Genomic DNA, 12523 nt, shown 5'->3' with positions numbered 1-12523 from the left:
ACGTCCCGAAGAGAGAAGGGGTGGAGGATCAGCTCAGCTTCGCCAGGATGGCGTCGAGCTTCGCCTTGGTGAGGCTCTCGTGGTGATCCTCATTGATTTGCAGGCACGGCGCCGTACCACACGAGGCCAGGCACTCGGTCTCCCGCAAGGTGAACTTCTCGTTGGCTTCACCCGCCTTGAGGCCGAGCTTCTCCTCCAGGTAGGCGAGCATCTTCTCCGCGCCCCAGAGCGAGCAGGAGAGGTTGGTGCAGACGTCGATGACGTACTTGCCGGGCTTCTTGAGGTGGTACATCACGTAGAAGCTCGCCACCTCCATGGCGCGCTCCGGCGTGACTTCCAGGTGCCTGGCCACCAGCCGCAGGCCCTCGGGCGGCAGCCAGCCCTTGATGTCCTGGAGCAGGCGCAGGGCGGGAAGCATGCCCGCGCTTTTGCGATCCGGGGGGTAGTGGGAGAGGATCTCCGCGATTCCCGCGTCGAACTTCTTCTGCTCTTCAGGAGTGAACAGGGGCTCCGCCATGGCGGGGCGTACGTATTGCCCCAATGGCTTCGTTGTCAACATAAACCCTCGACGCTACACTGGGCGGCCATCAGCAAATTGCCGAGCGATTTCAACGCCTTGTTATGAGCCCGGGACCAGAGGACAAGCGCCAGCACACCCGGGTCCCGGCCGTGCTGAGAGTGGACTACACGGATGGGCGCCAGGCCCGGGACGTGACGGAGAACCTGTCCCATACGGGGCTCTTCGTGCAGACCGAGCAGGCGTTCACCCTGGGTGACCCGGTACGGCTCGCACTTTCTTTCCCGGGGCTCCTGGATCCGGTAGAAGTGGCCGGAACCGTGGCCTGGGTCAGGCCGGCGGCCCCCGATCATCCCGGGGGCGTCGGCGTCCGCGTGGAGCGCGAGCAGGACCGGCGGAAACTGGGTGACATCTTGAGTGCGGCAGGAGCAGACAGCCACGTGTCCCACGCCGAGCACGAGGGGTACCGTGTGCTCATCGTCGAGGACAATCCGCACATCATCGAGATGTACAGCTACGTCCTGAAGAAGCTGGCCAGCGGCGAGCTTCACGGGAAGGTGCCGCTGGAGGTCCACTTCGCGCCGGACGGCCACCACGCGCTGCTGATGCTGCGCGAGGGCCGCTTCAACCTGGTGATGACGGACCTCTACATGCCGGTGATGGACGGCTTCGCCCTCGTGGAGCGCATCCGCGAGGAGGAGGCCCTGAGGACCATTCCCATCATCGCCATCTCCGCGGGCGGCAAGGAAGCGCAGGACCGCGCCATGCAGCTCGGCGTGGACATCTACCTGCGCAAGCCCGTCCGCTTCGTGGAGGTGCTGGAGACGGTGAAGCAGCTCCTGCGCATCAAGTAGGGCTCGTTTCACCGCAAGTCGCACGTTGAGCCGTGGCGCGGGGGTGGCGTAGAGTCTCCCACCCATGCCGAAGCCCGCCATCAACCGCGACACCGTCAGTGGCGAGGCGCTGTTCATCCTCCGCAGCCTGAGGGAGAACGGCCGTCTTGGACGCTCGAACAAGCTGGCCGACGTGAAGGCCGCCCTCGAGCCGTCCGTGTCGCTCGAGTTCGACAACTACTTCTTCTTCCTGCGCAAGTCCCACTACATCGCCATGGACCGCGAGGCCCAGCTCAAGCTCACCGAGCAGGGGGAGCGTGTGGTGGATGGCGAGCTGCAGGACCGGTTCACCTCCGAGGTGGGCGAGTTCTTCGCGGACCAGCTCACTCCCGCCGAGGAGGAGCCTCCCGCGGCGCCCCCCGCCGACGAGCCGCTGGTGGTGCCGCCGCCCCCGCCGGAGCTGCTGCTGGACGAGACGGAGGTGGTGGTGCCCCCCGCGCCCCCGGCTCCGCTCGCGCCGCCTCCGCCCGTGCCCCCGGCCCGGCCCTCGCGCACGGCCATGCCCGCGCTGGAGGTGACGATGCCGCAGGCCACGCCGCTGCCCCCGGCGCCGCCGCCTCCCGCGCCTCCGCCGCCGGCGACTCCGCCCCCCGCGGCCGTGGCCCCCGCGCCGGCCGCGCCCGTGTCCCGGGCGGACAGTCCGGCCCTCGAGCCCCGCCGGGAGGCGACCATCATCTCGCATCCCCCCTTCGCGCCGACGACGCCCGCGCCGGGCACCTCGTCGCTGCCCTCCATCACCTCGCCGCTCGCCGCCGCTCCCATGCCTCCTCCCGCCGCCCCCGCTCCCGCCGCCGCGCCGGCCGCCGCCCCCGCCCCGAAGGGCGCGGAGCTGGACCTGCGCTACCAGAAGTTCGACCCCATCGGCACCGGGCCCCTCGGGACGGTCTTCAAGGGGCGCTTCACGGCGCTGGGGCTGGACATCTGCCTCAAGGAGCTGAAGGACATCTTCGGCTACTTCTCCTTCCTCCAGCGCGGCGAGGTGCTCAAGCGGCTGAAGAAGGAGCTGTGCGCCCAGGCGCAGGTGCGCCACCCGGGCGTCGTCCAGGTGGTGGACCAGAACGTGGACGCGGCGCGGCCGTACTTCGTGCTGGAGCTGATGCAGGGCAGCCTGAAGGAGCGGCTGGACGCGGGCGGTGGCAACGGCGTGCCGGTGCCCTTCGCGCTGCGCGCCTTCCTGCAGATGGCGTACGGCCTGCGCGCCGCGCACGCCGCGGGCCTCACCCACCACAACCTCAAGCCGGAGAACGTCCTCTTCGACGCGTACGGCAACGCGAAGCTGGCCGACTTCGGCATGGGCCGCGTGGTGGAGGTGGACGCCACCAAGGGCATGCCCCAGGTCTTCGTGGGCACCGGCGGCATGGCCTATATGGCGCCGGAGCTGATGAACCGCGGGGGCAAGGAGCCGGGCGCCTCCGCGGACGTCTACGGGCTGGGCATCCTCCTCTACGAGATGCTCACCGGGCAGATTCCGGGGCGCCGCTCGCCGCTGCCCTCCGAGGTCAACCCCGAGGCCCCCAGCGGCCTGGACCAGCTCTTCGACAAGGCCACCCAGGACAAGCGCGAGCAGCGCTACCCGGACGTGGACGCCATGCTGGAGGACTTCTACAAGGCCTTCCCGGACAAGGAGTTCCTCGTCCGCGGCGACCTCATCCTCTCCTCGGACGCCCCGAAGGAGTGAGCTGGCAGGCGGGCCGGGCCCGGGTGCATTCCGGGCTCGCCCGGCGCGGGTGGGGCTGACACACTGACGGGTGCCCATGATTTCGCGCCCGTCGGACTGTGTGCTCGTCACCGTGACCGGGAAGGACCAGCCCGGCATCACCTCCCGCCTCACCGGACTGCTCGCCGAAGCCGGCGCGGAGCTGCTCGACGTGGAGCAGGTGGTGGTGCACGGCCGGCTCACCCTCTGCCTGCTCGTGCGCCTGCCCGAGGCCCGCGGGGTGCTCAAGGAGCTGCTCTTCGCCGCCAAGGAGCTGGGCGTGGAGCTGGACTTCCAGGCGGTGGACGCCCCCACGTCGGAACCTGAAGGCGCGGGCCCCCGGCGCTACGTCGTCACCGCGGTGGGCCGCGTGCTGGGCGCCCGCGAGCTGCACGCGCTGGCCACCCGGCTCGCCGAGCACGGCGCCAACATCGAGCGGATTACGCGCCTGACGGAGACGCACCTCGGCTCGGTGGAAATCCACATCACCCTGCCGCGCGGCAAGGACCCGGACATGCTCAAGCGCTCGCTGCTCGCGCTGTCCATGCAGGAGTCCTCCTTCGACGTGGCCCTGCAGCGCGAGGGGCTCTTCCGGCGCAGCAAGCGGATGGTGGTGATGGACATGGACTCCACGCTCATCCGGATTGAAGTCATCGACGAGCTGGCGCGCGCGCACGGCGTGGGCGAGCAGGTGGCGAAAATCACCGAGCGCGCCATGCACGGGGAGATGGACTACGACGAGTCGCTGCGCCAGCGCGTGGCGCTGCTGGCCGGGCTGGACATGGCGGTGCTGCGCCGCATCGCCGCGGACCTGCCGCTCACGGAAGGAGCGGAGACGCTCATCCGCGTGCTCAAGCGCCTGGGCTACCGCACCGCCGTCATCAGCGGCGGCTTCTCCGTGGCGGCCGAGGCGCTCAAGGCGAAGCTCGGCATCGACTACGCGTACTCCAACGTCCTGGAGGAGAAGGACGGGAAGCTCACCGGCCGCACGCTGGGGCCCATCGTCAACGCGCGCCGCAAGGCGGAGCTGCTGGAGACGCTGGCGCAGGCGGAGGGCATCCTCCTGGACCAGGTCATCGCCGTGGGCGACGGCGCCAACGACTTGCTGATGCTGGAGCGCGCCGGGCTGGGCATCGCCTTCCGCGCCAAGCCCAAGCTGCGCGAGGCGGCGGACACGTCCATCTCCGCGGGCGGCCTGGACGCCATCCTCCACCTGCTGGGGCTCACCGGGCGCGAGCTCGCGGAAGCGCGCTGAGGGCGCCCGCGCAACGGCTGCGCGCGGGCGCAACGCTTGCGGCTACAGCCGCATCCGCGCCGCCAGCTCCTTCTGCTGGAGCTGGCCCTTCTCCAGAAGCAGCTCCAGCAGGGCTCGCAGAATCTTGGAGCTCTTCTCCTGGTTCTGCTGCACCGTCTGCAGCCGCTGCAGGTCCTCGTCCGTCCACTCGGACGAGGGCGCTCCGCCGGCGAGGATTTCGTCCAGGATGTCCGCGGCGCTCGAGCCGCTGGCCGCGGGCGGGGCCGGTTTCTCCGCGGCGCGCGCGGACGGGGGCGCGGCGGCGGGCGCCTCCGGCGGGACGATGTCCGCGATGCGCTTCACCACCGTCTTGCCGCTCATGTCGACGACCTTGAAGTCGTCGTCGTCCCCCTGGTCGATGGGCTCGCTGCTGGAGGACTGGGGCCGGGGGCCGCCGTAGCGCGTGCTCGCGACGGGCTCCTGGTTCCGGTAGTGGCGGAGGATGGCGTGCTCGATTTCGCGCTCGCCGGCCACCATGACCACCACGCGGGCCCGGCTCTTCGCCGCCACCTGGTCGATGGTGGCCAGGTCCGACGGGTCCGCCATGGCCAGCACCAGCGTCTTCCCGTTGTCCCTCAGGCCCACCGGGAAGATGCCCTTCTGCTCCGCCAGGCTCACGTCCACGCGCGCCAGCGCGCCGGCGTCCCGGGTGATGTTGCCCAGCTGGACGCGCTGCATGCCCATGCCCTGGCAGATGGCCTCGGCAATCGTGTCGTCGGTGGCCAGGCCCATGTCCGCGACAATGCGCGACAGGCGCCCGCCCCACTGGTCCTGGGTGGCGAGCGCGCTGCGAAGCTGCAGGTCGTCGATGACGCGGGCCTTGACGAGGATGTCTCCGATGCGGTTGCGGGAAGGAGGCGCCATGGTTCGACAGTCTACCGTCTGAATTCGTGGACGCTCAGTCCGCGATGCATACGCCCGCTCCAGAAGCGAGGAGGCACGCTCATGCAACCCTTCGCGGACGCCACTCCCCAGCGCTGCCCCTACTGCGGTGAGGGGGTGGAGGTCGAGGTGGACCCCATCGGCGCCAGCACGGAGACGTACGTCGAGGACTGTCCGGTGTGCTGCCGCCCCTGGATGGTGCACGTATCCCGCGACGAGGACGCCGTCTGCGTGCACCTGGGTCGCGAAGACGACTGAGCGCGCCGCTGACCCACCCTGGGGGCCTCCATGGCCGGTGGGCAGGCGGGCAGGCAGGCGGCGGCGCGGGTGGGGAAGGGCGCCCCGAGGGCGCGGGGGCGTTCCTTGACACGTCCGCATCCATGGTTCTCTTGAGTCTTGTGAGGCGGCGCTGGAGCCCGGTGGGGGCCGCGGCGACCGCGAACCAGAACAGACCCGAAGAGTCATACCGTGCGCCCGCGAGGGCGACACGAACAGGAGACGACCATGCAGAGCCGCAATCCCTTCAACTCCGCCGTGGTGGTGAACCCGCTGATGCGCGACTTCGACGCGCTCTTCCGCGAGCTGACCCAGCCCGTGTGGCGTCAGTCCCAGGCGCCGCGCCAGTTCGCGCCCGCCGCCGACATCGTCGAGTCCGAGAGCGGCCTGACGCTGCACCTGGACATGCCGGGCCTGGAAGCGAAGGCCATCCAGGTGAAGGTGGAGAAGGACGTCCTCACCGTGCAGGCCGAGCGCAAGGCGGAGCCGAAGGCCGAGGGCGTCACGGTGCGCCGCCAGGAGCGCGGCTTCGGCACCTTCGCCCGCTCGTTCGCGCTGCCGGACACGGTGGATGCCTCCAAGGTGGAGGCGAAGTACGAGCACGGCGTGCTCACCCTGACGCTGCCCCGGCGCGAGGAGTCCAAGCCCCGCGTCATCGAGGTCAAGGTCCAGGGCTGATTCGCGCGCAGACCTCTCCCGGGAGGCCGCTGCCAGGACAACGGCGCGGCTTCCTCCCCATCCCCCCTGTCCGGGGCTTCCGCGAGGGGAGGCGGAAGCCCCGTCCCGCTACCGCTTGGCGCTGAGCGCCAGCGGCACGCGGAACAGCTCCAGCACCTGCTGCACGTCCAGCGGCTTGGCCAGGCACGCGAGCGCGCCGGCCTGCTTGGACTGCTCCACCACGTCCGGCGAGTGCAGGGACGTCATGGTGATGAGCCGCACGCCCTCCATCTGCTTGCGCGCGCGAATCCGCCGGCAGACCTCCAGGCCGTCGATGTCCGGCATGTTGAGGTCGATGATCATGCCGTGCGGCTTCTGCTCGGACACCAGCAGCAGGGCCTCCACGCCGCTCGTCGTCGTCTGCAGCTCCACCTGCGCCGCGTAGGGCTTGAAGGCGCGCTTGATGGCGTCCAGCACCGCGCGCTCGTCATCCACCACCAGCAGGCGCACCGTGCCGCTGCCCAGCTCCTCCGGAACCGGCATCTGGTGGGTGATGAGGAACGTGCGCAGGTCCGCCGAGCGAACGCGGCGGTGGCCACCCGGCGTGCGGAACGCCATCAGGATGCCCCGGTCAATCCACTTGCTCACCGTGGACGGATCCACCTGAAGCAGCCGACTGATGTCGTGCGTCGTGTAGAGCTGGTCCGTCATCGCCGTACTCCCCTCTTGCTGCATCATTCCGCTACCCATGGATTTTATCACCTACCTTGAATACGGGGTTAGTTCAACCTGTGTGCCCAACGCGCCCATCAGTCCCTCTCATGAGACCCACCGCGTCGTCCCAGCGGCCACTGGCGCGGAGGCACAGCTCCACGAGCTCCCGGGCGGCGCCTCGGCCGCCTGGGCTCTGCGTAACGAAGTGGACTTCCTGACGCACTTCCGGAACCGCATCCGCGGGACACGCGGACAACCCCACGCGTGAGAGCGGGGCAAGGTCGTTGTGGTCATCTCCCATGTAGGCGCAGGCCCCGGGGGAGACACCGAGCTGTTGGAGCAGCTCGTCCAGCGCGACACCCTTGTCACGGCGGCCCTGGATGACGGCGGCCAACCCCAGTTCCCTCCCGCGGACCTCCACGATGCTCGAGGTGCGGGCGGTGATGATGGCGGCGGGCAGGCCGGCCAGGCGGGCCATGACGAGGGCATGGCCGTCCTTCACGTCGAAGCGCTTCATCTGCTCACCGGCGGCGCCGTAGTAGAGGCCTCCGTCGGTGAGGACCCCGTCCACGTCGAAGACGAGCAGCCGCACGCGTGCCGCGCGGGACGTCAGCTCTTCCTTTCCTGGCTTGGAAGGCGCTTCCGTCACCATGGCTTCCCTGGCTCCTCCCCTTCTCGTGTCCCCATCATCCGGGCTCGTGTCCCAACACCCGGCGGATGTTCAGCACATTTCGTACCACGTCCTCGAACATCTGTGGATTCAGGGAGCACGGACCGTCACACAGGGCACGATCCGGATCCTCATGGACTTCCGTGAACAACGCGTCAATCCCGGCGGCGGCCGCGGCGCGGGCCAGGAGGGCGACGAACTTGCGCTCCCCGGCCGTCTCGCCGTTGCCGGCGCTGGGGAGCTGGACGGAGTGGGTGGCGTCGAAGCACACGGCCAGGCCCGCCTCGCGCATCTGGGCGAAGCCGCGCATGTCCACGACGAGGTTGTTGTAGCCGAAGGACGAGCCCCGCTCCGTGACGAGCACGTTGGGGTTGCCCGCCTCGAACGCCTTGCGCGCCGAGTGGACGATGTCCTTGGGGGCGACGAACTGCCCCTTCTTGAGGTTGACGCCCTTTCCACTGCGAGCCACCGCTTCCACCAGGTCCGTCTGCCGGCACAGAAAGGCCGGTATCTGGATGATATCCACAACTTCCGAGGCAGGCCCGACGTGGCTGGTTTCGTGGACGTCCGTGAGGACCGGGACACCGACCTCATCCCGGACTCGCGCCAGAATCCGCAGCCCTTCCTTGAGGCCCGGGCCTCGGAAGGACTTCCCGCTGGTCCGGTTGGCCTTGTCGTAGGAGCACTTGAAGGCGTACGGCACGCCCAGCCGGCCCGTGATTTCCTTGAGCATGCGGGCGTGGCGCAGGGCCATGTCCTCGGACTCGATGCTGTCCGGACCGGCGATGACGAAGAGCTTCTGGCCGGGGCCGACCTTGAAGCCACACAGTTCGATGGGAAGGGAGGCACTCATGCGCGCACCTGGCCGGCCGCCGCGGTGGCGTCACGCTGCTCGAGCGCCGCGCGGATGAAGCCGGAGAAGAGGGGGTGGGGGGCGAAGGGCTTGCTCTTGAACTCGGGGTGGAACTGGCAGCCGACGAAGTAGGGATGGTCCGCCAGCTCAATCATCTCGACGAGGTTCAGCTCGGGGTTGTGGCCGGAGATGATGAGGCCGGCCTCCTGCAGCTTGCCGCGGTAGGTGTTGTTCACCTCGTAGCGGTGGCGGTGGCGCTCCTGGATGGTGTCCTGGCCGTAGAGCTTGTGCGCCAGCGTGCCGGGCTTGAGCGCGCATGCGTAGCTGCCCAGGCGCATGGTGCCGCCCTTGTCCTGCACCTTCACCTGGCTCTCCATGAGCGTCACCACCGGGTGCGGGGTGTGCTCGTTGAACTCCAGGCTGTTGGCGTTGGCCAGGCCCAGCACGCTGCGGCTGAACTCCACCACCGCCATCTGCAGGCCCAGGCAGATGCCGAAGAAGGGCACCTTCTTCTCGCGCGCGTAGCGGACGGCGGCAATCTTGCCCTCCGTGCCGCGCACGCCGAAGCCGCCGGGCACGAGGATGGCGTCCACGCCGGCCAGCAGCTTCTCCGGCCCCTGCGCCTCCACGTCCTGGCTGTCCACGAAGCGCAGGTTCACCTTCACGTCGTTGGCGATGCCGCCGTGCAGCAGCGCCTCGTTGAGGCTCTTGTAGCTCTCCGTGAGGTTGACGTACTTGCCGACGATGGCCACCTGCACCTGGCCGCGGCCGGGCTCGTAGACCTTCCGGATGATGTTCTCCCACCGCTCCAGGTGGGGCGCGCGGCTCCAGATGTTGAGGACCTCCGCGAGCCGCTCGTCCAGGCCCTGGCGGTGCAGCTCCAGCGGCAGCTCGTAGATGCTCTTCACGTCCGGCGAGGTGAACACGCTGCGCGTGTCCACGTTGCAGAACATCGCGATCTTGTCCTTCAGCTCGCGGGACACCTCACGGTCCGTGCGGCACACGAGGAAGTCCGGCTGGATGCCAATCTCCCGCAGCTTCATGACGGAGTGCTGCGTGGGCTTGGTCTTCACCTCGCCGGCCGCGCCGATGTACGGCAGCAGCGTGAGGTGGACGTAGACGACATTCTCGCTGCCCACGTCGTAGCGCATCTGGCGGATGGCCTCGAGGAAGGGCAGCGACTCGATGTCACCCACGGTGCCACCGATTTCGACGATGACCACGTCGGCGTCCTGGGCGGCCTGGCGGATGTTGGCCTTGATTTCATCCGTGACGTGCGGAATCACCTGCACCGTCTTGCCCAGGTACTCGCCGCGCCGCTCCTTCATGATGACGGCGTGGTAGATGCGGCCGGACGTGAAGTTGTTGAGCCGGCTCATCCGGGCGTTGGTGAACCGCTCGTAGTGGCCCAGGTCCATGTCCGTCTCGCCGCCGTCCTCGGTGACGAAGACCTCGCCATGCTGGAACGGGCTCATCGTGCCCGGGTCCACGTTGATGTAGGGGTCCAGCTTGAGAAGGGTGACGGCCAGCCCACGGTTCTCCAGCAGGGCGCCAATGGAAGCCGAGGCAAGGCCCTTGCCGAGGGAGCTGACCACTCCGCCCGTCACGAAGATGAACTTGGTTTTCTTGGAGCGCATGTCCCGTTCTGCCAACTCAGGGAGGGATGCGTCAATTATTCTGTTTCGGGTGGACGGCCGTCCGGTGCAGCGGTGGACGTGTCGTCAGTTTCCGTCCCAACCCCCGGGGCGGGCGACCGCGAATTCCCGGGCGGTGGGCTGGCCGACGCGGAAGGCCCGCAAGTCGCAATTCCGGCAGCTCCAGCCCTCCCAGCCGCGCTTCACCACCAGGTGCAGGCAGGCGTCGTAGTTGGGGCAGAACAGGTTGCGCTGCGTCTCCACGGCCTCCTCGTCACGGAGGGCGGTGGGCAGGGGGCTGGGGCACGGGGTAATGGACACGGCGGGTACTCCCAAAAGGAAACGTGTTGGGTCGGCCACTCCCCCCGGGGCCGCGGAACAGCCAGGTCGGTCAGGCATTCCCGGGCGGACATAAAAAGGCCCGTCCCCACCGAGGCGGGAACGGGCCCGAAACCGCGGGCGTCTGCCACCGCTCCAGGGCCTTTTCAGGCCACCGAAGCGGAGGTGGACGCCTCGAGCTTGCTGTCGGTCAAGGCATCACCTCCTTTCGAGGTCCCGGATCTAATCCGGGCTCGAAAGGCGCGCCATACTGCCTGGGCCGATAAGTGCGTCTGCCGGGAGGGCAGGCGTTCAGGCGGCGACGAATTGCCGCTCCACGAGGCGGCGGTAGAGGCCGTCCTGGCCCATGAGGGCGGCGTGGGTGCCGCTCTGGATGACGTGGCCGCCCTCCAGCACCAGCACGCGGTCCGCGTTGGCCACGGTGGACAGGCGGTGGGCGATGATGAGGGTGGTGCGGCCCTTCATCAGGCGCTCCAGCGCGTCCTTCACCAGGTGTTCGCTCTCCGCGTCCAGGGCGCTGGTGGCCTCGTCGAGGATGAGCAGGCGCGGGTCCTTCAGCACGGCGCGGGCAATGGCCACGCGCTGCTTCTGGCCGCCGGACAGCTGCACGCCGCGCTCGCCCACCTGGGTCTGGTAGCCCTCCGGGAAGCGCTGGATGAAGGCGTGGGCGTTGGCGGCGCGGGCGGCTTCCTCGATTTGGGCGTCGGTGGCGTCCGGGCGGCCGTAGCGGATGTTGTCCGCGATGGAGCAGGAGAAGAGCTGCGGCTCCTGGGCCACCATGCCGATGTTGCGGCGCAGCCAGTGCGGGTCCAGCGAGGTGAGCGGGTGTCCGTCCAGCAGCACCGCGCCGCCCTGCGGGTCGTAGAAGCGCGACAGCAGCGAGGCCAGCGTGGACTTGCCCGCGCCGGAGGGGCCCACCACCGCCACCACCTCTCCGGGGCGCAGCTCCAGATTCACGCCCTGGAGCACCGGCACGTCCGGGCGCGTGGGGTAGGCGAAGTGCACGTCGCGGAACTCCACGTGGCCGCGCACCTCCGGCAGGCTCTGGCCGCCCGGGGCGATGGCGGGCTCGCGGTCCAGCAGCTCGAAGACGCGGTCCGAGGCGCCGCTGGCGCGCATGAAGTCGCCCCACAGCTCGGCCAGGGCGCTGAACGAGAAGGCCACCAGCATGGTGTAGATGAGGAACGAGGTGAGCTCGCCCACGCTGAGGCCGCCTGCCACCACCAGCCGGCCGCCGTACCAGAGCACCGCGGCCACGGCGCCGTAGCCGGCGATGGACGTCGCTCCCAGGAAGATGGACGTCTCCCGCGTGCGGGCGCGTGCGAAGGCGAAGACGCGGTCCATGGCGGTGCCGTAGCGCTCCACCTCGTTGGGCTCGGCGGCGAAGGAGCGCACGGTGCGGATGCCGGACAGGTCCTCCTCGGCGACATTGCTGGCGGCCGCCAGCGCGTCCTGCACCTGGCGGGAGATGCCGCGCACCCGGCGGCCGTAGAGCACCGCGCCCAGGACGACCGCGGGGATGATGGCGAGCATCACCCCGGTGAGCCGGGCGGACGTGTAGAAGAGGAGGGCCACGCCGCCGGCAATCTGCATGGTGAAGCGCAGGGCCATGGAGACGTTGGCGGTGACGGTGTTCTGCAGGACGGTGGTGTCCGAGGCGAGCCGGCTGGTGAGCTCGCCGGTGCGGCGCCCGTCGAAGAAGGCAATCTCCTGCGACAGCATGGCGCGGAAGAGGTCCTTGCGCAGCCGGGCCACCACCCGCTCTCCGGCGGTGTTGAACAGGTAGGCGCGCAGCGCCATGGCCACGCCCTGCACCACGAAGACGGCGAGCATCGCCAGGGCCAGCCCGTCCAGCATCTGCTGGCTGCGGGTGCCGAGCGCCTCGTCCACCAGGTCTCCGATGGCCTGTGGGTAGGCCAGGCTGGCCGCGCTGCTCACGAGCAGGAAGAAGGTGCCGGCGGCGAGGACGGGGAGCTCCGGCCGCGCCAGGGAGAGCAGGCGGCGCAGCGTCACGCGGGTGGGGAGCTGTGGGGACGGGGTGGTTTCAGGGGAAGACACGGGCGGCAGAGTAACGCGGGCCCCCCGGGCGTGCACTCCG

Annotated in this window: 13 protein-coding genes; 5 read left to right on the top strand and 8 right to left on the bottom strand. The window is 69.4% G+C overall.

Translation table 11 applies throughout. The features are described from left to right. Positions 1 to 28: 28 nt before the first annotated feature. A complete protein-coding gene (gene nuoE, locus K8638_RS01730) occupies positions 29 to 517 on the bottom strand; it encodes an NAD(P)H-dependent oxidoreductase subunit E (protein WP_223752609.1) in 489 nt (162 codons plus the stop codon). A 104-nt stretch (positions 518 to 621) separates the two neighbouring features. On the opposite strand from nuoE, the gene K8638_RS01725 reads away from it, so the two are divergent. The 3 genes from K8638_RS01725 (at position 622) to serB (ending at position 4361) form a co-directional block, all read left to right on the top strand. Continuing rightward, the gene (locus tag K8638_RS01725) at positions 622 to 1371 is read left to right on the top strand and encodes a TIGR02266 family protein (protein ID WP_223752608.1); all 750 of its coding nucleotides are present in this window, start codon (positions 622 to 624) and stop codon (positions 1369 to 1371) included. A 64-nt stretch (positions 1372 to 1435) separates the two neighbouring features. Beyond that, the gene (locus K8638_RS01720; RefSeq protein ID WP_223752607.1) at positions 1436 to 3088 is read left to right on the top strand and encodes a serine/threonine-protein kinase; all 1653 of its coding nucleotides are present in this window, start codon (positions 1436 to 1438) and stop codon (positions 3086 to 3088) included. A 76-nt stretch (positions 3089 to 3164) separates the two neighbouring features. Further along, positions 3165 to 4361 carry a phosphoserine phosphatase SerB gene (gene serB / locus K8638_RS01715; protein ID WP_223752606.1) on the top strand — a complete coding sequence of 399 codons (1197 nt, stop codon included), beginning with the start codon at positions 3165 to 3167 and terminating at the stop codon, positions 4359 to 4361. A 42-nt stretch (positions 4362 to 4403) separates the two neighbouring features. Here serB and K8638_RS01710 read toward each other — a convergent pair whose 3' ends face one another. Further along, a complete protein-coding gene (locus tag K8638_RS01710; protein ID WP_223752605.1) occupies positions 4404 to 5264 on the bottom strand; it encodes a general secretion pathway protein GspE in 861 nt (286 codons plus the stop codon). 81 nt (positions 5265 to 5345) lie between these two features. On the opposite strand from K8638_RS01710, the gene K8638_RS01705 reads away from it, so the two are divergent. Together K8638_RS01705 and K8638_RS01700 are read left to right on the top strand one after the other, a co-directional pair. Then, positions 5346 to 5540 carry a CPXCG motif-containing cysteine-rich protein gene (locus tag K8638_RS01705; protein ID WP_223752604.1) on the top strand — a complete coding sequence of 65 codons (195 nt, stop codon included), beginning with the start codon at positions 5346 to 5348 and terminating at the stop codon, positions 5538 to 5540. A gap of 246 nt (positions 5541 to 5786) precedes the next feature. Further along, entirely contained in the window at positions 5787 to 6236 is a 450-nt protein-coding gene (locus tag K8638_RS01700; protein ID WP_223752603.1) for an Hsp20/alpha crystallin family protein, read from the top strand. 108 nt (positions 6237 to 6344) lie between these two features. Here K8638_RS01700 and K8638_RS01695 read toward each other — a convergent pair whose 3' ends face one another. From K8638_RS01695 to K8638_RS01670, 6 genes are all read right to left on the bottom strand, one after another. Next, positions 6345 to 6965, bottom strand: coding sequence for a response regulator (locus K8638_RS01695; RefSeq protein WP_223752602.1), 621 nt, complete (start codon positions 6963 to 6965; stop codon positions 6345 to 6347). A gap of 34 nt (positions 6966 to 6999) precedes the next feature. Beyond that, a complete protein-coding gene (locus K8638_RS01690) occupies positions 7000 to 7581 on the bottom strand; it encodes an HAD family hydrolase (protein WP_223752601.1) in 582 nt (193 codons plus the stop codon). Positions 7582 to 7615: 34 nt separating this feature from the next. After that, positions 7616 to 8452, bottom strand: a complete 837-nt coding sequence (gene kdsA / locus K8638_RS01685) for a 3-deoxy-8-phosphooctulonate synthase (RefSeq protein ID WP_223752600.1) — start codon at positions 8450 to 8452, stop codon at positions 7616 to 7618. Beyond that, positions 8449 to 10089: a CTP synthase gene (locus K8638_RS01680; protein WP_223752599.1), complete on the bottom strand. Its 1641-nt coding sequence runs from the start codon at positions 10087 to 10089 to the stop codon at positions 8449 to 8451. The genes kdsA and K8638_RS01680 overlap by 4 nt, the downstream gene beginning before the upstream one ends. 84 nt (positions 10090 to 10173) lie before the next feature. Then, positions 10174 to 10407 (bottom strand): hypothetical protein, encoded by a 234-nt coding sequence (locus tag K8638_RS01675; protein WP_223752598.1) that lies wholly within the window; start codon positions 10405 to 10407, stop codon positions 10174 to 10176. A gap of 309 nt (positions 10408 to 10716) precedes the next feature. Beyond that, a complete protein-coding gene (locus K8638_RS01670) occupies positions 10717 to 12483 on the bottom strand; it encodes an ABC transporter transmembrane domain-containing protein (RefSeq protein ID WP_223752597.1) in 1767 nt (588 codons plus the stop codon). Between the last annotated feature and the right edge of the window lie 40 nt (positions 12484 to 12523).

It is taken from the genome of Myxococcus sp. RHSTA-1-4, assembly GCF_020037125.1.
Lineage (GTDB): Bacteria > Myxococcota > Myxococcia > Myxococcales > Myxococcaceae > Myxococcus.
The sequence above is the reverse complement of the archived record's forward strand: the minus strand, read 5'-3'. Positions and strand labels throughout refer to the sequence as shown.

Bases quoted from the DNA above. Each gene is read 5' to 3' on its own strand.
- nuoE (WP_223752609.1), bottom strand. From the start codon at position 517: ATGGCGGAGCCCCTGTTCACTCCTGAAGAGCAGAAGAAGTTCGACGCG.
- K8638_RS01725 (WP_223752608.1), top strand. From the start codon at position 622: ATGAGCCCGGGACCAGAGGACAAGCGCCAGCACACCCGGGTCCCGGCC.
- K8638_RS01720 (WP_223752607.1), top strand. From the start codon at position 1,436: ATGCCGAAGCCCGCCATCAACCGCGACACCGTCAGTGGCGAGGCGCTG.
- serB (WP_223752606.1), top strand. From the start codon at position 3,165: ATGATTTCGCGCCCGTCGGACTGTGTGCTCGTCACCGTGACCGGGAAG.
- K8638_RS01710 (WP_223752605.1), bottom strand. From the start codon at position 5,264: ATGGCGCCTCCTTCCCGCAACCGCATCGGAGACATCCTCGTCAAGGCC.
- K8638_RS01705 (WP_223752604.1), top strand. From the start codon at position 5,346: ATGCAACCCTTCGCGGACGCCACTCCCCAGCGCTGCCCCTACTGCGGT.
- K8638_RS01700 (WP_223752603.1), top strand. From the start codon at position 5,787: ATGCAGAGCCGCAATCCCTTCAACTCCGCCGTGGTGGTGAACCCGCTG.
- K8638_RS01695 (WP_223752602.1), bottom strand. From the start codon at position 6,965: ATGGGTAGCGGAATGATGCAGCAAGAGGGGAGTACGGCGATGACGGAC.
- K8638_RS01690 (WP_223752601.1), bottom strand. From the start codon at position 7,581: ATGGTGACGGAAGCGCCTTCCAAGCCAGGAAAGGAAGAGCTGACGTCC.
- kdsA (WP_223752600.1), bottom strand. From the start codon at position 8,452: ATGAGTGCCTCCCTTCCCATCGAACTGTGTGGCTTCAAGGTCGGCCCC.
- K8638_RS01680 (WP_223752599.1), bottom strand. From the start codon at position 10,089: ATGCGCTCCAAGAAAACCAAGTTCATCTTCGTGACGGGCGGAGTGGTC.